Below are 16,648 nucleotides of genomic sequence, written 5' to 3'. Positions count from 1 at the left end.
GCGCGCAGGCTTCCCAAGTGGCGACATGCGCATTACATTGTCGCTTATCCATGGGAGCGCTTCCACGGCTGCTCATGGTCACACCGCCACCCCGCTGTCGCCGGTGGCCGTGCCGCCCCCACGCCGTCCCGCGTCGGTGCGACCGCCGGCGGCGCCTCCGACAGGAGCCCTTCATGCGCCACCTCATCCGGCCGTCCACCGGCCACCCCGGCCGGTCGCCGGTCGCCGACCAGCCCTGGCCCCGGCGACTCCTCGCCGCCGGCGTCGCCCTGGTCACCGGGCTGTCCCTCGCGGTCACCGCGCCGGCCGGGCCCGCGTCGGCCGCGCCGGCCTTCAACTACGCCGAGGCGTTGCAGAAGTCGCTGCTCTTCTACGAGGCACAGCAGTCGGGCGAGCTGCCGGACTGGAACCGGGTCTCCTGGCGCGGCGACTCCGCGCTCACCGACGGCGCCGACGCCGGACTGGACCTCACCGGCGGCTGGTACGACGCCGGCGACCACGTGAAGTTCGGCTTCCCGATGGCGTTCAGCGCCACGATGCTGGCGTGGGGCGCGGTGGAGTACCGCAGCGGCTACACGGCCTCCGGCCAACTGCCGCACCTGCTCAACAACCTGCGCTTCGTCAACGACTACTTCATCAAGGCGCACCCGTCGGCAAACGTCCTCTACGGGCAGGTCGGCAAGGGCGACGACGACCACAAGTGGTGGGGCCCGGCCGAGGTGCTGCCGATGGCGCGTCCCGCGTACAAGATCGACGCTAGCTGTGGCGGCGCGGACCTCGCCGGAGAGACGGCGGCCGCGATGGCCGCCTCCTCGATGGTGTTCCGGCCCACCGACGCGACCTACGCCGACAAGCTGCTCACCCACGCCCGGCAGCTCTACACGTTCGCCGACACGGTGCGGAAGTCCTACAGCGAGTGCATCACCGACGCGGCGTCGTTCTACAAGTCGTGGAGCGGCTGGCAGGACGAGTTGGTGTGGGCCGCGATCTGGCTCTACCGGGCCACCGGCGACGCCAGCTACCTCGCCAAGGCCGAGAGCGAGTACGACAAGCTCGGCACCGAGCCGCAGTCCACCACCAGGTCCTACAAGTGGACGATCGCCTGGGACAACAAGCAGTTCGGCGCGTACGTGCTGCTGGCCAACCTGACCGGCAAGCAGAAGTACGTCGACGACGCCAACCGCTGGCTGGACTACTGGACCGTCGGGGTGAACGGGCAGCGGATTCCGTACTCCCCCGGTGGGATGGCGGTGCTCGACTCCTGGGGCGCGCTGCGCTACGCGGCCAACACGTCCTTCGCGGCGCTTGTCTACAGCGACAAGACCACCGACACCACCCGCAAGGCGCGCTACCACGACTTCGCCGTCCGGCAGATCAACTACGCGCTCGGCGACAACCCGCGCAGCTCAAGCTACGTCATCGGGTTCGGCGCCAACGCGCCGAAGAACCCGCACCACCGCACCGCGCACGGGTCCTGGTGGGACAGCCAGACCGTGCCCGTCGAGACCCGGCACACCCTCTACGGCGCGCTTGTCGGCGGCCCGTCCTCGGCCAACGACGCGTACAACGACAGCCGGTCCGACTACGTGATGAACGAGGTGGCCACCGACTACAACGCCGGCTTCACGTCCGCGCTGGTCCGGCTGACCTCCGAGTACGGCGGCACCCCGCTGGCCAACTTCCCGGTCGCCGAGACGCCCGACATGGACGAGCTGACAGTGGAGACCACCGTGACGCAGGCCGAGCCGCGGGCCACCGGGCTCAAGGTGATGGTCTACAACAAGTCGGCGTTCCCGGCCCGGGCCCTGACCAACGGAAAGTTCCGGTACTACTTCCGGCCCGACGGCACCGGCCCGGTGCAGGTCACCGCCGGCTACACCCAGGGGTGCCCGTCCCCGACCACGGCCAAGCAGTACAGCGGCGACATCTGGTACGTCGAGGTCGACTGCACCGGGTACACCATCGCCCCGGCCGGCCAGTCGCAGCACCGGATGGAGGTCCAGTTCAAGATCGGCGTGCCGGAGGGCGGCACCTGGGACCCGACAAACGACCCGTCGTACCAGGCCACCGCCGGGCCGAACCGGAAGGTGCCGCTCTACGCCGGCAGCACCCGCGTCTGGGGTGACGAGCCGGGTCCGGTCGTGCCGGACACCACCGCGCCGAGCGTGCCGGGCAAGCCCGTGGCGTCCGGCCTCGCGCCCCGCTCGGTCACCCTGACCTGGGCGGCCTCCACCGACAGTGGCGGCAGCGGCCTCGCCGGCTACGACGTCCGTGAGGTCCTGGTCGGCGGCGACACGGTGGTGAACCGGCCCGTCACCGGCACCACGCTCACCATCTCGACGCTGCTGCCGGAGCACACGTACGAGTTCAGCGTGGTGGCCCGCGACGGCGCCGGCAACCGGTCGGCGGCCTCCTCGGTGCTCACCGTGACCACGCCGCCGACCGGCTCCGCCGACACGACAGCGCCGAGCACGCCCGGCACCCCGGTCGCCTCGGCGGTCACCGCCACCGGCCTCACCCTGGCCTGGACCCCGTCGACCGACAACGTGGGCGTCACCGGCTACCGGGTCTACCGCGAGGCCGGCGCCACCGACGCGCTCGTCGGCTCGCCCAGCGGCAGCACGCTCGCCGTCACCGGGCTGACGGCCTCGACGGCGTACCAGTTCTACGTGGTGGCCGTCGACGCGGCAGGCAACACCTCCCCGGCGTCCGCGCCGGTCGCGGTGACCACCGCGCCTCCGCCGGTCGGCGGCACCTGCTCGGTGGGGTACGCCACCACCGACTGGAGCACCGGCTTCACCGCCACGGTGACGATCACCAACACCGGCACCACGGCGATCAACGGCTGGACGCTGCGGTTCAGCTTCCCCGGCGGGCAGACCGTCAGCCAGGGCTGGTCGGCGACTGTCAGCCAGACCGGCGCGGCGGTCACCGCCACGAACCTGTCCTACAACGGCACGATCGCGCCGGGCGCGTCGGCGAGCTTCGGCTTCAACGGCAACCACACCGGCAGCAACCCGAAGCCCACGGCCTTCACCGTCAACAACGCCGCCTGCACCGTGGCCTGAGCCGCCGAACGTTCGAGATCGTGGACAGTTTCCGTTCAGCCAGAACGGAAACTGTCCACGATCCCTGACCGGAGTACGCGGACTGCCGTACCCGGGATGACGTCGTGCGGCTGACGCCATCCGGCCCGCGTCGGGCCACGGTGGTGGCATGACTGTTACCGCACGGACCTTCACCATCGCCGGCCTCGTCGTCGGCGCCGCGGGCATCGGCGTGCTGTGGGCCGCAGGCGTCGAGTTTCCCGTCGCCGTGCCGCCCGGGATCATCATCCTGGTGGCCGGCGCCCTGTTCGTCGCGTTCGCCCCGTGGCGCTTGTCGCCCGCGGTGGGCGCGCTGCTGGGCCTGTTCGTGGCCGTCGGGTTCGCGATCAGCCCGACAGGCGTGGACAACCTGCTCGGGCGGCACGGGGCCGCAGTGGCGACCGGACAGGCGATCCAGTTGGTCGGGGTGCTGACCGCTCTGGTCGCCGGAGTGCTCGCCACCACCGCTGCCCGGCGGACGCCGCAGCGCCGCTGACGCCGGCCCAGCGTAGTTCCGAAACTTTTCCGAAACATCATTGCCCGGCCCGGCGCGTGTGCAAGCATCGACTGAATTGGATTCCCCCCCACCGAGACCTCCGGTCGTCCCGCCTCGACGGCCCAGGTGTTGGCCAATAAGGAGGCCGAGATGGCAATGAGCCCAACCGTTTATCGCGGCGGGACTCGGCGACGGCGATCACCCGCCGTCCGAGCGCTGCTCGCCGGCGCGTTCAGCGTCGTGACCGTGGCCGCCGTCGCGGTGATGATGCCCTCGGCGAACGCCGCCGCGACCACGCTCGGCGCGGCCGCCGCGCAGTCGGGCCGGTACTTCGGCACCGCCATCGCGGCGGGCCGGCTGGGCGACTCGACGTACAGCACGATCGCGGCCCGCGAGTTCAACATGATCACGGCCGAGAACGAGATGAAGCCGGACGCGACGGAGCCCCAGCGGGGCCAGTTCAACTTCAACTCCGGTGACCAGATCTACAACTGGGCGACCCAGCGCGGCCTGAAGGTCCGTGGGCACACCCTGGCCTGGCACGGGCAGCAGCCGGGGTGGATGCAGAGCCTGAGCGGCAGCACCCTGCGTCAGGCGATGATCGACCACATCAACGGCGTGATGGGCCACTACCGGGGCAAGCTCGCCGCGTGGGACGTGGTGAACGAGGCGTTCAACGAGGACGGCAGCCGCCGCTCGTCGAACCTCCAGGGCACCGGAAACGACTGGATCGAGGTGGCGTTCCGCACCGCGCGGGCGGCCGACCCGTCGGTCAAGCTCTGCTACAACGACTACAACATCGAGAACTGGTCGTACGGCAAGACGCAGGGCGTCTACCGCATGATCCAGGACTTCAAGTCCCGTGGCGTGCCGATCGACTGCGTCGGGTTGCAGACCCACTTCACCGGCGGCAGCTCGCTGCCGAGCAACTTCCAGACCACGCTGTCCAGCTTCGCCGCGCTCGGCGTGGACGTGGCGTTGACCGAGGTCGACGTCACCAACTCCTCCACCACCCAGTACGCCGGGCTGACCCAGGCGTGCCTGAACGTGCCGCGCTGCATCGGCATCACCGTCTGGGGCGTACGCGACAGCGACTCCTGGCGCTCCAACGAGAGCCCGCTGCTCTTCGACGGCAGCGGCAACAAGAAGGCCGCCTACAACTCAGTCCTCAACGCGCTCAACGCGGCTCCCCCGACCTCGAGCCCCACCGCGAGCCCGACGGTGAGTCCGACGGTGAGCCCGACCGTGAGCCCGACCGTGAGCCCGCCGCCGAGTGGCGGCGCCGGCCGGATCGTCGGGGTGCAGTCGGGCCGGTGCATCGACGTGCCCAACGCCACGCAGACCAACGGCACACGCGTCCAGCTCTACGACTGCAACAGTCAGTCGAACCAGCAGTGGACGTACACCAGCGGCAAGCAGTTGAGGGTCTACGGCAGCAAGTGCCTCGACGCGAACGGCGCGGGCTCCGCGAACGGCACCGGAATCATCATCTGGGACTGCAACGGCCAGTCGAACCAGCAGTGGAACATCAACTCCAACGGCACCATCAGCGGCGTGCAGTCCGGCCGGTGCCTGGACGTCTGGGGCACCGGCAACGGCCAGCAGGTCCAGCTGTACGACTGCCACGGGCAGACCAACCAGCAGTGGCGTACCGACTTCGGTGGCGGCACCACGCCGACGCCGACCACCACGCCGACGCCGACGCCGACCACCACGCCGACGCCGACACCGACGTCGACGCCGCCGAGCGGCTGCGCGCTCCCGTCGACCTACCGGTGGTCCTCGACCGGCGCGCTGACGAGCCCGCAGAACGGCTGGCTCTCGCTCAAGGACTTCACAAACGTGGTCTACAACGGCAAGCACCTGGTCTACGCGTCGAACGTCAACAGCGGCGGCTCGTACGGCTCGATGAACTTCAGCCTGTTCACGAACTGGTCCGACATGGCCTCTGCCGGCCAGACCGGAATGAGTCAGGGCACCGTGGCGCCCACGCTGCTGTACTTCGCCCCGAAGAACATCTGGGTGCTGGCGTACCAGTGGGGACCGACCTCGTTCAGCTACAAGACGTCGAGCGACCCGACGAACGCCAACGGCTGGTCCTCGGCACAGACCCTGTCCACCGCCACCCTCTCGGACGCACCGTACGGCGTGATCGACCAGACCCTCATCGGCGACGACCAGAACATGTACCTGTTCTTCGCGGGGGACAACGGCAAGATCTACCGGTCCAGCATGCCGCTCGGGAACTTCCCGGGCAGCTTCGGCTCGAGCTACACGACTGTCATGTCCGACTCGACGAACAACCTGTTCGAGGCCGTCGAGGTCTACAAGGTGCAGGGCCAGAACCAGTACCTCATGATCGTCGAGGCGATCGGAAGCCAGGGGCAACGCTTCTTCCGGTCGTTCACGTCCAGCAGCCTGGGCGGCTCGTGGACCCCACAGGCCGCCAGCGAGAGCAACCCGTTCGCCGGCAAGGCCAACAGCGGCGCGACGTGGACCAACGACATCAGCCACGGTGACCTGGTCCGCACCAACCCCGACCAGACCAAGACCGTCGACGCCTGCAACCTGCAGTTGCTGTACCAGGGCAAGGACCCCAACGCGAGCGGCGACTACAACCGGCTGCCGTGGCGGCCGGGTGTACTGACCCTCCAGCGCTAGTTCGCGGAGAACCGGGGCGTGCCCGGCACCATGCGGTGCCGGGCACGCCCGCCCGGTTCAGTCGGCCAGGTCCTCCGCGAGCAGGTCCATCAGCAGGGCGTCGTGCCAGCGGCCGTCCTCGCCCCGCTCGTAGCGGCGCATGATGCCCACCGGGCGGAAGCCCACCTTCGCGTACGCCCGGATGGCCGCGCTGTTCGCCGCGGCCGGGTCGATCGTGAACCGGTGGTGGCCGTACTCGTCGATCAGGTGTCGGGCCAGGGTGCGGATGGCGTCCCCGCCCAGGCCCTCGCCGCGTACCGCCGGGTCGAGGAAGATGTCCAGGCTGGCGTGCCGGTAGTCCGGATCCGGTTCGGCGTACCACTGGATCGCGCCGACCAGCCGGCCGTCGTGCTCGATGGCGTACAGGGCGAGGTCGTCGTCGTTCAGGTCGGCGTGGACGGCCGCGGCCAGGTCGTCGCCGCCGCGCCACCACCGGCGTACCTCCGGGTCGGCCCGGATGGCCGCGAGGGCCGGCACGTCCGCGACCGTCGCCGGTCGGAGGGCCACCGCACGCCCACGCAGCATCGGCTCAGCCTCGGCTCTCGCCGTGCTCGACGCAGACCGCCGACCAGCCGACCGGCAGCACCTGCACCTTCATCCGACGTCGGCAGCGCGGGCAGTAGCGCGGCGGCTCCAGCGTCCGGGCCGCCGCGCACGAGTCGTGCCCGGCGGCCGACGCATCCTCGCCGCAGCGGTCACACCAGCGCTGCGCTGCCACAACCTCTGTCACGTCGTCCTCACCGGTCAGCTCAGAGGGTCGCGGACAGGGCCTTGACCGGCATCTTCAGCTCGTCGAGCAGGTCCAGGTCGGCGGTCGCCGGCCGGCCCAGCGTGGTCAGGTAGTTGCCGACGATCACCGCGTTGATCCCGCCGAGCAGACCGTCGCGGGTGCCCAGGTCCCCGAGGGTGATCTCCCGGCCGCCCGCGTAGCGCAGGATCGTGCGCGGCATGGCCAGCCGGAACGCGGCGATGGCCCGCAGCGCGTCCTTGCCCTCGACCACCGGGCGGTCACCGAGCGGGGTGCCGGGGCGTGGGTTGAGGAAGTTGAGCGGCACCTCGTGCGGGTTCAGTTCGGCGAGCTGCGCGGCGAACTCCGCCCGCTGCTCGACGGTCTCGCCGAGGCCGAGGATGCCACCGCAGCACACCTCCATGCCGGAGTCGCGGACCATGCGCAGCGTCTCCCACCGCTCCTCCCACGAGTGGGTGGTGACCACGTTGGGGAAGTACGACTTGCAGGTCTCCAGGTTGTGGTTGTAGCGGTGCACGCCCATGTCGACCAGGTCGTCGACCTGCTCCTGCGAGAGCATCCCCAGCGAGGCGGCGACCTGGATGTCGACCTCGGCCTTGATGGCTGCCACGCCCTCGCGCATCTGCTTCATCAGCCGCGCGTCCGGGCCGCGTACCGCCGCCACGATGCAGAACTCGGTCGCCCCGGTCTTCGCCGTCTGCTTCGCGGCCTCGACGAGCGACGGGATGTCCAGCCAGACCGAGCGCACCGGGGAGGTGAACAGGCCCGACTGCGAGCAGAAGTGGCAGTCCTCCGGGCAGCCGCCGGTCTTGAGCGAGACGATGCCCTCGACCTCGACCTCCGGGCCGCACCACCGCATCCGCACCTCGTGGGCGAGCTGGAGGGCGGCGGGCAGGTGCTCGTCGGGCAGGTTCAGCACGGCGAGGACGCCGGCCTGGTCGAGGCCGACGCCGTCACCCAGGACCTGGGTGCGGGCCTGGTCGAGGATCTCTGGCATGGCTCGTACCCTACAAGGCCCCCGGTCAGGCGGGTACGACCTGCCGTCCGGTCGATCTCCACAAGCGGAGCCCCGCCGACAGTGCGGTAGCGTCACGTGACCTGTCGATGACGTTACGTGGTGGCACTCTCCCCGGCGTCGCCCTGGGTGGCCCCGCGTGCCGAGTGGATTCGCCGGGTCGGTGGTGGCGGGTGGTAATTTCGCCCGGCGGGTGTCGGCGTGACAGGCGCGGACGGCGGTGAAGGGGTGACGGTGGCGGACTGGCTGGCGGCGCTCGATCGTCGCGCGCAGTTGCGGGCGAAGGCCGGCCTGACCCGTCGGCTGCACCCGCGTCCCGCCGGCGAACGGATGACCGACCTCGCCGGCAACGACTACCTCGGCCTGGCCACCCATCCGGAGGTCACCGCCGCGGCCACGGCGGCACTGTCGGCGTACGGGCTGGGAGCGACCGGGTCGCGGCTGGTGCGCGGCTCGACCGACGCGCACGAGGCCCTGGAGGACGAGCTTGCGCAGTGGCTGGGCACCGACCGGGCTCTCGTCTTCTCCTCCGGATACCTGGCGAACCTCGGCGCGCTGCGGGCCCTCGTCCAGCCCCGGACCCTGCTCGTCTCGGACGCGCACAACCACGCGTCGCTCATCGACGGCTGCCGGATCTCCGGCGCGGAGACGGTGGTGAGCGCGCACGCCGACGTGACGGCGGTGGCCGCCGCGCTGGCCGTGGCGCCGGGACGTCCGGCGGTGGTGGTCACCGAGTCGGTCTTCTCGGTCGACGGCGATCTCGCGCCGCTTGCCGACCTGCACGCGGTGGCCCGCCGCTACGGCGCGCTGCTGCTTGTCGACGACGCGCACGCGCTCGGTGTGACAGGTCCGTCCGGGGCCGGCGCGGTAGCGGCCGCCGGGCTGGCCGGCGAGCCGGACGTGGTGGTCACCGCCACCCTCTCCAAGGCGCTCGGCGGGGCGGGTGGGGTGGTCGCCGGCCCGGCGGAGTTCGTCCGACACCTGGTGGAGACGAGCCGTACGTTCATCTTCGACACCGCGCTGCCGCCGGCCGTCGCGGCCGGTGTGCACGCGGCGCTGCGGCTGGCCCGGCCCGGCGACGATATGCGGACCGAGCTGGCCGACCGGGTGGCGCTGGCGGTCGGTCGACTGGGCGCGGCCGGCCTGGCCGTCTCCGCGCCGGACGCGGCGGTGATCTCGGTGGCGGCCCCCGGCCCGGAGGCGGCGACCGCCTGGGCCGCCGACTGCCGGGACCGGGGAGTCGCGGTGGGCTGCTTCCGGCCGCCCTCTACCCCGGACAACCGCTCCCGGCTGCGCCTCACCGTCAGCGCCGGGGTGCCCCGGGCGGATTTCGAGCGGGCCCTGGACGTCATCGTGGAGTGTGCGCCGTGAGCGCGAGGAGTGAGCCGGGTTTGCGAGCCCCGCAGTCGCGAACCACAGGTGGTCCCGTGAGCGCGAGGAGTGAGCCGGGTTTGCGAGCCCCGCAGTCGCGAACCACAGGTGGTCCCGTGAGCGCGAGGAGTGAGCCGGGTTTGCGAGCCCCGCAGTCGCGAACCACAGGTGGTCCCGTGAGCGCGAGGAGTGAGCCGGGTCTGCGAGCCCCGCAGTCGCGAACCGAGAAGCTGCCGTGAGCGCGTGGGAGGGGCCGGTGCTCGTCACCGGCACCGACACCGAGGTGGGCAAGACGGTGGTCACCGCGGCGATCGCGGCTGCCGCGCAGGCCGCCGGCCTGCGGGTGGCGGTGGTCAAGCCGGGTCAGACCGGCACGGCCGGTGGGGAGCCGGGCGACGTGGACGCGGTCAATCGGCTGGCGGCCCCGCTGACCGGTCGCACGCTTGCCAGTTTTCCGGATCCGCTCGCCCCGCTGGCAGCCGCCCGGGTCGCGGACCTGCCGCCGCTGGAGCTGTACGCGGCGGTGGACGCGGTCCGGGAGGAGGCGGACAAGCACGACCTGGTCCTGGTGGAGGGGGCCGGTGGCCTGCTGGTGCCGATGGGGCTGCGCCCGTCGGGCGAGCAATGGACGATGGCCGACCTGGCGGTGTCGCTCGGCGCGCCCGCGGTGGTGGTCACCCGCGCCGGGTTGGGCACGCTCAACCACACCGCGCTGACCCTGGAGGCGCTGGACCGTCGGGCGGTGCCGGCCGGCGTGGTGATCGGCGCCTGGCCGGCGTCGCCTGAGCTGGTGCACTGGACGAACCTGACCGACCTGGTGCCGAACCTGATGGGCGCGGTGCCAGCCGGCGCGGGCGCGATCGATCCGGGGGTGTTCCGGCGGTCGGCGCCGGGTTGGCTCACTCCGGCGCTGCACGGCGTGCTCGACGACTGGCGCGTCTGGGCCGAGGAGAGCAGCTGAACACCTGACTTTCGTCGGTGTCCGCGCAGGTCGGGCGTGGGTAGCCTGGCCGCCGTGAGGATCCTGGACCGGTCGCTGCCGGGGCGGTGGCGGCGTCCGCTGCTGGACGTGCTGCTCTGGGCGGTGGTGGTCGCCCCGATCGCGGCTGCCCGGCTGACTCCGCCGTACCCGCGTTTCGACGTGGCGTTGCTGCTCGGCTCGCTGGCGTTGCTGGCGGTCGCTGTGGCGTCGGCGCGGCGCCTGCCGCTGGTGGGGTTGTTGCTGGTGGTGCTCGGTTCGCTTGTGGACGGTAACTTCGTCTTCGCCATCCCGGTGTTCAGCTATCTGTGCGGGCGGCGCAGTGCGGGCGCCGCGCCGGCGGCCGTGCTGTTCGGCGTGATCGCCCTCGGCGGCACGGTGCTGAACCTGGGGTTGCTCGGCACCGGGGCGGCGACCTGGTTCCTGCTCGCTTCGGTGCTGCTGTTCGCCGGGGTGTTCCCGTGGCTGGTGGGCCGCTACCGGCGGCAGCAGCAGGCTCTTGCCGACGCCGGGCGACGGCACGTCGAGGCGCTGACGCGCGAGCGGCGGGGCGCGGCGGAGCGGATCCGTCTGCGGGAGCGGGCCCGCATCGCCGAGGAGATGCACGACTCGCTCGGTCACGACCTCAGCCTGATCGCGGTGCGGGCTGCCGCGTTGGAGCTGGCCGAGGACCTCGCCCCGAAGCACCGGACGGCGGTGGGGGAGCTGCGGGCAAGCGTCGCGGCGGCGACCGAACGGCTGCACGGCATCATCGGGGTGCTCCGGGAGGAGGGCGGTCCGGCAGGCGTCCGCCCGGTGGGGGAGACCGTCGTCGACCTGGTGGCCGGGGCCCGCGAGGCCGGGATGGCGGTACGCCTGGACGCCCCGCCCGACACCGTGGAGTTGCCCGGGATGACCGGGTCCGCCGCCCATCAGGTGGTGCGGGAGGCGCTCACCAACGCGGCCCGGTACGCCCCGGGCGCATCGGTGACCGTGACCCTCGTTCGGAACGCTGACGGGGTGGAGGTGCGGGTGCGTAACGCGTCGGCGCCGGCTGGCCCGCTGCCCCGGCCGGCCTCGTCGGGGAGCGGCCTGCTCGCCCTCGCCGAGCGGGTCCGGCTGGCCGGTGGCGTGCTGGATGCCGGCCCGTCCCCCGACTGTGGCTTCGCGGTGCGCGCCCGGCTGCCGCTGCCCGCCGAATCGCGCTCCGGCGCGGGGTGGTCGGGGTTGCCCCTCCCGGTGGGCGCCGTGGTCGACGCGACGTTCGACGGTGCCGCCGTGGTCGGCGGTGGCCCGGAACTGCCGGCGGACGCCGAGCGTCGGCTGCGCGAGGCGCGTCGTCGGGCTCGGCGCAGCCTGCTGACGGCGCTCGCCGCCCCGGCCGGTTTCGGGCTCGTCCTGTCGCTGCTCTACTACTCGTTCGCCACGGCCGGGACGGTGTTGGACGAGTCGGCGTACGACCGGATGCGGCCCGGGACCGAGCGCGCCGACCTGCACGGGTTGCCCCGGCGGCAGCTCACCCCGCCGCTCGGTGTGTCGGCGCCGGGGTGCGAGTACTACACCGACGGCAACTTCCCCCTCGCCGAGCCGACGTGGCGGCTCTGTTTCACCGACGGCCGACTGGCCAGCAAGGAGCGGATCGCATCGTGAGCACCGACACGGCCGTGCCGACGCCGGTCCGGGTGGTCCTCGCCGACGACGAGGCGATGATCCGGGCCGGCGTCCGGGCCATCCTCGCCGCCGATCCGGGCATCGAGGTGGTCGCCGAGGCTGGCGACGGGCGGGCCGCGGTGGAGTTGGTGCGCGCGCACCGACCTCGGGTGGCGTTGCTGGACATCCGGATGCCCCGGTTGGACGGACTGGCCGCGGCGGCCGAGATCCACCGGGTCGCGCCGGCCACCGCGACGCTCATGTTGACGACCTTCGGCGAGGACGACCACGTGGCCCGGGCGCTCGGCCACGGCGCGAGCGGGTTCCTGCTCAAGTCCGGCGACCCGCGCGAGCTGATCGCCGGGGTGCACGCGGTAGCGGACGGCGGGGCGTACCTGTCGCCGCGGGTGGCCCGCCGGGTGATCGAGCTGGGGGCCGGACGGCTGGCCCGCCGACCGGCCGCGCGGGACCGGACGGCCGGGCTGACCGAGCGGGAACGGGAGGTGCTGGCCCTGGTCGGGGCGGGGCTCTCCAACGCGGAGATCGCCCGCCGGCTGCACCTGGTGGAGGGCACCGTGAAGAGCTATCTGACAAGCATCTTCACCCGGCTGGACGTGCGTAACCGGGTGCAGGCGGCGATCCTCGCGTACGAGGCGGGGCTTGTCGAGCAGTGAGCGGGGGCCGCGAGGGCCCCCGCTCGGCGTCTCAGGCGTCGCGGCGGCGCAGGGCGGCCCGGCCGAGCAGCAGGGCGGCGCTCGCCCAACCGGCGAGCACCAGCAACCCCACCGCGCCCGGGTACGGCTCGGTGTCGCCGGCCATGAAGTGCCCACCGGCCACGCCGGGGAACGCGTCCGCGATCCGGTTCAGGACGGCGATGTCCGGTTCCTGCAGGGACAGCGGCACGATCATCAGGGTGGCGAAGAGCACGACGATCGTGAGCACCGCGCTGCGCAGTGCCGCGCCGAGGCCGAGCGCGAGGACGCTGACCAGGGCCAGGTAGGTCGCCACCGCCGCGATGTCGCCGATCGTGGCGGCGGTCGGCGCGCTGCCCCACTCGCCGAGCACCGGCCGGGCGACCAGGGCGCCGACACCGCCGAGCAGCAGCCCGAGGACGAAGGTGACGGCGCCGGCCACCACGGCCTTGGCCAGGAGCACCCGGCCGCGTGCCGGGGTGCACTGCAGGGTGCTCCGGATGGTGCCGCTGGTGAACTCGGTGGTGATGGCGAGCAGACCCAGCGCCAGCACGGCGTACTGGGTGAGATCGACCGCGTCGATCAGCACGCTGCCGACGGCGACGATGCCCAGGTCGTCGGCCGGGTCGTCGTTGGTGTTGGCGTTGGCCGCGTAGATGGCGAGTTGTCCGGCGCTCGCGGCCATCACGAGCAGCCCGGCCAGCATCGTCCACCAGGTGCTGCGTACCGAGACCAGCTTGGTCCACTCGGCGGCCACGGCGGCGCGGAAGGCGGCCGGCGCGGTGACGGCCGGCGCGACGGTGGGACGGCTTCCCACCACTGTCTGCGTGCTCATCGTGCGTCACCTCCGGTCGGACCGCCGGCGTACTCGACGCTGTCGGCGGTCAGTTCCATGAACGCCTGCTCCAGCGACGCGCCGTGCGGGCTCAGTTCGTGCAACCGCACCCCCAGCTCGTACGCCAGGTCACCGATCCGGTCGACTGTGGTCCCGGTGACGGTCAGCTCGTCCGGGCCGTCCGGTTCGACTGTGGCGCCGTGCGCGGCCAGACGGGCGGCGAGGGTGGCGAGCCCCTCCGGGTGCGGGCTGCGGACCCGTACGGCCTGCCCACTGCCCGCGATGACGTCGCCGACCGGGGCGTCGGCGAGCAGTCGTCCCCGGCCGATCACCACGAGCTGGTCGGCGGTGAGCTGCATCTCGCTCATCAGGTGGCTGGAGACGAAGACCGTGCGGCCCTGCCCGGCCAGGGAGCGCAACAGGTGCCGGACCCAGCGCACCCCGTCCGGGTCGAGGCCGTTCACCGGCTCGTCGAACATCAGCACCGGCGGATCGCCGAGCAGCGCCCCGGCGATGCCGAGCCGCTGGCCCATGCCCAGGGACAGGGTGCGGCCCGGTTTGGCGGCGGCACGCCCGTCCAGCCCGACGGTGTCGAGCACCTCGTCGACCCGCCGGGCGGGGATGCCGTTGCTGCGGGCCATGGCCAGCAGGTGCGCGCGCCCGGACCGGGTGGGGTGGATGGCCCGGGCGTCGAGCAGGGCGCCCACCTCGTGCAGCGGTCGCCGCAGCTCCCGGTACGACCGGCCGTCGACGAGCGCCGTTCCGGCGGTGGGCCGGTCCAGGCCGAGGATCATCCGCATGGTGGTGGACTTGCCGGCGCCGTTGGGCCCGAGGAAACCGGTGACCCGGCCGGGCGCGATGTCGACGGTCAGCGCGTCGACCGCGACTGTCGCCCCGAACCGTTTCGTCAACCCACGTAATGTGATCATGCGCTGACGCTAGGCGTCCGTCACGTCGGTCCGCCGCGCCCGAAGGGCAGCACCCGACCCTGACTTTCGTCAGGCCGCCCGGGTCAGCGGATGTAGTCCTCCAGCAGCGCCGGGGTGAGCCCCGCCCGGTGGATCGCCTTCAGCGCCGCGAGGAGGTCGTCCATCAGCGCCGGTCGGAAGTGCATCAGCAGCACGTCGCCGGGCTGGACCACCTTCTCCGGGGTCTGGTAGCGCACCTTGCCCTCGTGGACGGTCTCGGACCAGTGCAGGACCGCCTTCGCGCCGCAGTCCCGCGCGGCGGTCAGCGTGGTGCTGTCGTACTCGCCGAACGGGGGGCGGAACAGGGTCGCCCGCTTGCCGAACAGCGTCTCCAGCCTGTCCGCGGCGCCGCAGATCTCCTGCTTCTGGTAGTCGTACGACCGGCCGGCAAGCGAGGTGTGCCTGATCGTGTGGTTCTCGACGATCCCGCCGGCCACCTGGATCTGCCGGAAGTACTGGTCGTGCTCCTCGGCCGCCGGTGAGTTCAGGAACATCGTGACCGGGATGTGCGCCCGCCAGATGAAGTCGGCCACCGCGGGCGGGCGAGCCAGCCCACCATCGTCGATGGTGATGAAGGCGACCTTCTGGTCGGTCGGCAGGCGGTGCCAGAACGGGATCGCTCCGGTCGCGGTCAGCGGCACCGGCTGCGGAGGCGGCGCTTCGGCAAAGGTCGGCGCCTGGGACACGTACCAGTCCAGGCTCTTGGGGGCGGGCGGGGCCGTCGTCGTCGGCGCGGCCGACGGGGACGGCGGGGTCGACGGCGTGGGCACCGGGGCCGACGGGCTCGGCGGGGCCGCGGTGATCTGCCGGGCGTGGAACACCGGTCCGGCTGTGCAGGCGCTCAGCGCCAGCAGGGCCAGAAGCGTTGCGGCGGTGAGGATCCGACGGGCAGGGGTGACGGACACGCCCGAAAACATACCGAGCCGATGTCAGGATCCGGTCAGCCCGGTCCCCTCCGGCCGACGGCGGATCACGAAGGCGTCCGGCATCCGGAAGGTGAGATTGTCCGGGCACCAGGGCGGTCGGACCACTGTCACCCCGTCGAGCAGTGACGTCGCCTCGGCCACCACCACGGCCGCCTCCATCCGGGCCAGGACGTCCCCGACGCAGCGGTGCGTGCCCGCCCCGAACGCCAGGTGCCGGCGCGACCCGCGCTGCCCCGGACGGAACTCGTCGGGGGCCTCGACGATCGCCGGGTCCCGGCCGGCGCGGGCCAGCCACAGCACGATGCTGGCGCCCGCCGGCACGGCGGTTCCGCCAAGCGTGCCGTCGACCGCCGCGACGCGCCGCCACGTGACGATTGGCGGTTCGAGGCGCAGGCCCTCCTCGACGACGTCGGCGACCGCGACGTCGCCGGTGCGCAGGCCGGCGCGTACCGCCTGTTCGCCGGCCAGCCGGTGCAGCAGCAGGGTGAGGAACTGCGACGTGGTCTCCTGGCCGGCGACCAGCAGGAAGAAGAGCGCGCCGACCACCACGTCCGGCGGGTGGCCGCCCGCGCGCAGCTCGGCGGCCAGGCCGCCGCCGGTGGCCGCGAACTCGCGCAGGACGCCGTGGAAACGGCCCACCTCGGTGGCGAGCGCCATTTGCCGGTCGCCGTCCAGGGGCGCCCAGAACAGCTCCAGCGCCGCACGGGCGAACTCCTTGACCGCGCCGACCGGCGCGTCCGGCAGCTCGACCAGCCGGGCCAGCACCAGCAGGGGCAGGTCGGCGGCGAGGTCCGCGTACAGGTCGACAGCCTCGCCGGCGTCGAGCGCGGCGCGCAGCCGGGCCACCCGCTCCCGGACCAGAGCGGTGAGCCACTGGCGCTGCGCCGCGACCCGTGCGGGGTGCAGCGCGTCGGCGACGATCGCCCGGATCTCCGGATGGCTGGCGGCGGAGTTGTTCGCAAGCGTCGGCGGCAGCCGGAACCGGTGCCCGGCGAGCACCCGCAGGGCGGTCGCCGGCATCGGGGTCACCGCGTCCAGGGCGTTGTCCGGCCGGTAGCGGACCGGGTCGGCGAGGACCTCGCGGACCAGCGCGTGCCGGGTGACGACGAGGTGACGTACGCCGACGTGGTCGGTCACCTCGGCGACGTCCGGCCAGGGTGCCTCGACCTCGGACGCCCCGCCGGAGAACAGCACGTCGACACG

General features: G+C 72.5%; 14 protein-coding genes. 7 read left to right on the top strand and 7 right to left on the bottom strand.

Going from position 1 to position 16,648, the window contains the following annotated elements; translation table 11 throughout:
* Positions 1 to 173 precede the first annotated feature (173 nt).
* The 3 genes from OOJ91_RS31915 (at position 174) to OOJ91_RS31905 (ending at position 6,243) form a co-directional block, all read left to right on the top strand.
* Complete coding sequence (locus OOJ91_RS31915) at positions 174 to 3,068, top strand: glycoside hydrolase family 9 protein (RefSeq protein WP_266250932.1); 2,895 nt, start codon at positions 174 to 176, stop codon at positions 3,066 to 3,068.
* Positions 3,069 to 3,216: 148 nt separating this feature from the next.
* Positions 3,217 to 3,582 carry a hypothetical protein gene (locus tag OOJ91_RS31910; protein ID WP_266250930.1) on the top strand — a complete coding sequence of 122 codons (366 nt, stop codon included), beginning with the start codon at positions 3,217 to 3,219 and terminating at the stop codon, positions 3,580 to 3,582.
* Positions 3,583 to 3,732: 150 nt separating this feature from the next.
* Positions 3,733 to 6,243, top strand: a complete 2,511-nt coding sequence (locus OOJ91_RS31905; RefSeq protein WP_266250928.1) for a non-reducing end alpha-L-arabinofuranosidase family hydrolase — start codon at positions 3,733 to 3,735, stop codon at positions 6,241 to 6,243.
* A gap of 57 nt (positions 6,244 to 6,300) precedes the next feature.
* Here the strand turns inward: OOJ91_RS31905 and OOJ91_RS31900 are convergent, their stop codons facing one another.
* The 3 genes from OOJ91_RS31900 to bioB are packed head-to-tail and all read right to left on the bottom strand — an operon-like array spanning position 6,301 to position 8,027.
* On the bottom strand, positions 6,301 to 6,807 hold the full coding sequence (locus OOJ91_RS31900) for a GNAT family N-acetyltransferase (RefSeq protein WP_266250926.1): 507 nt from the start codon (positions 6,805 to 6,807) through the stop codon (positions 6,301 to 6,303).
* Positions 6,808 to 6,811: 4 nt separating this feature from the next.
* Entirely contained in the window at positions 6,812 to 7,030 is a 219-nt protein-coding gene (bsaP, locus tag OOJ91_RS31895; protein ID WP_323178599.1) for a biotin synthase auxiliary protein BsaP, read from the bottom strand.
* Position 7,031: 1 nt separating this feature from the next.
* Positions 7,032 to 8,027: a biotin synthase BioB gene (gene bioB / locus OOJ91_RS31890; protein WP_266250923.1), complete on the bottom strand. Its 996-nt coding sequence runs from the start codon at positions 8,025 to 8,027 to the stop codon at positions 7,032 to 7,034.
* A 252-nt stretch (positions 8,028 to 8,279) separates the two neighbouring features.
* Between bioB and OOJ91_RS31885 the strand changes: the two genes are divergently transcribed.
* The 4 genes from OOJ91_RS31885 to OOJ91_RS31870 all read left to right on the top strand — a co-directional run bounded on the left by OOJ91_RS31885 (position 8,280) and on the right by OOJ91_RS31870 (position 12,698).
* Positions 8,280 to 9,416, top strand: a complete 1,137-nt coding sequence (locus OOJ91_RS31885) for an 8-amino-7-oxononanoate synthase (protein ID WP_266251527.1) — start codon at positions 8,280 to 8,282, stop codon at positions 9,414 to 9,416.
* Positions 9,417 to 9,672: 256 nt separating this feature from the next.
* Positions 9,673 to 10,377 (top strand): dethiobiotin synthase, encoded by a 705-nt coding sequence (bioD, locus tag OOJ91_RS31880; RefSeq protein WP_266251526.1) that lies wholly within the window; start codon positions 9,673 to 9,675, stop codon positions 10,375 to 10,377.
* A 54-nt stretch (positions 10,378 to 10,431) separates the two neighbouring features.
* Positions 10,432 to 12,024, top strand: coding sequence for a sensor histidine kinase (locus tag OOJ91_RS31875; RefSeq protein ID WP_266250921.1), 1,593 nt, complete (start codon positions 10,432 to 10,434; stop codon positions 12,022 to 12,024).
* A gap of 56 nt (positions 12,025 to 12,080) precedes the next feature.
* The gene (locus OOJ91_RS31870; protein ID WP_266251523.1) at positions 12,081 to 12,698 is read left to right on the top strand and encodes a response regulator; all 618 of its coding nucleotides are present in this window, start codon (positions 12,081 to 12,083) and stop codon (positions 12,696 to 12,698) included.
* A 31-nt stretch (positions 12,699 to 12,729) separates the two neighbouring features.
* Here OOJ91_RS31870 and OOJ91_RS31865 read toward each other — a convergent pair whose 3' ends face one another.
* The 4 genes from OOJ91_RS31865 to OOJ91_RS31850 form a co-directional block, all read right to left on the bottom strand.
* Positions 12,730 to 13,551 carry an ABC transporter permease gene (locus tag OOJ91_RS31865; RefSeq protein ID WP_266250920.1) on the bottom strand — a complete coding sequence of 274 codons (822 nt, stop codon included), beginning with the start codon at positions 13,549 to 13,551 and terminating at the stop codon, positions 12,730 to 12,732.
* Positions 13,548 to 14,480 (bottom strand): ABC transporter ATP-binding protein, encoded by a 933-nt coding sequence (locus OOJ91_RS31860; protein WP_266250918.1) that lies wholly within the window; start codon positions 14,478 to 14,480, stop codon positions 13,548 to 13,550. The genes OOJ91_RS31865 and OOJ91_RS31860 overlap by 4 nt, the downstream gene beginning before the upstream one ends.
* Positions 14,481 to 14,563: 83 nt before the next feature.
* The gene (locus tag OOJ91_RS31855) at positions 14,564 to 15,424 is read right to left on the bottom strand and encodes a polysaccharide deacetylase family protein (protein WP_266250916.1); all 861 of its coding nucleotides are present in this window, start codon (positions 15,422 to 15,424) and stop codon (positions 14,564 to 14,566) included.
* 24 nt (positions 15,425 to 15,448) lie between these two features.
* Positions 15,449 to 16,639 carry a cytochrome P450 gene (locus tag OOJ91_RS31850; protein ID WP_266250913.1) on the bottom strand — a complete coding sequence of 397 codons (1,191 nt, stop codon included), beginning with the start codon at positions 16,637 to 16,639 and terminating at the stop codon, positions 15,449 to 15,451.
* Positions 16,640 to 16,648 lie beyond the last annotated feature (9 nt).

This window comes from Micromonospora lupini, from assembly GCF_026342015.1.
GTDB lineage: Bacteria > Actinomycetota > Actinomycetes > Mycobacteriales > Micromonosporaceae > Micromonospora > Micromonospora lupini_B.
This window is presented reverse-complemented; position numbering and strand designations above follow the sequence as displayed.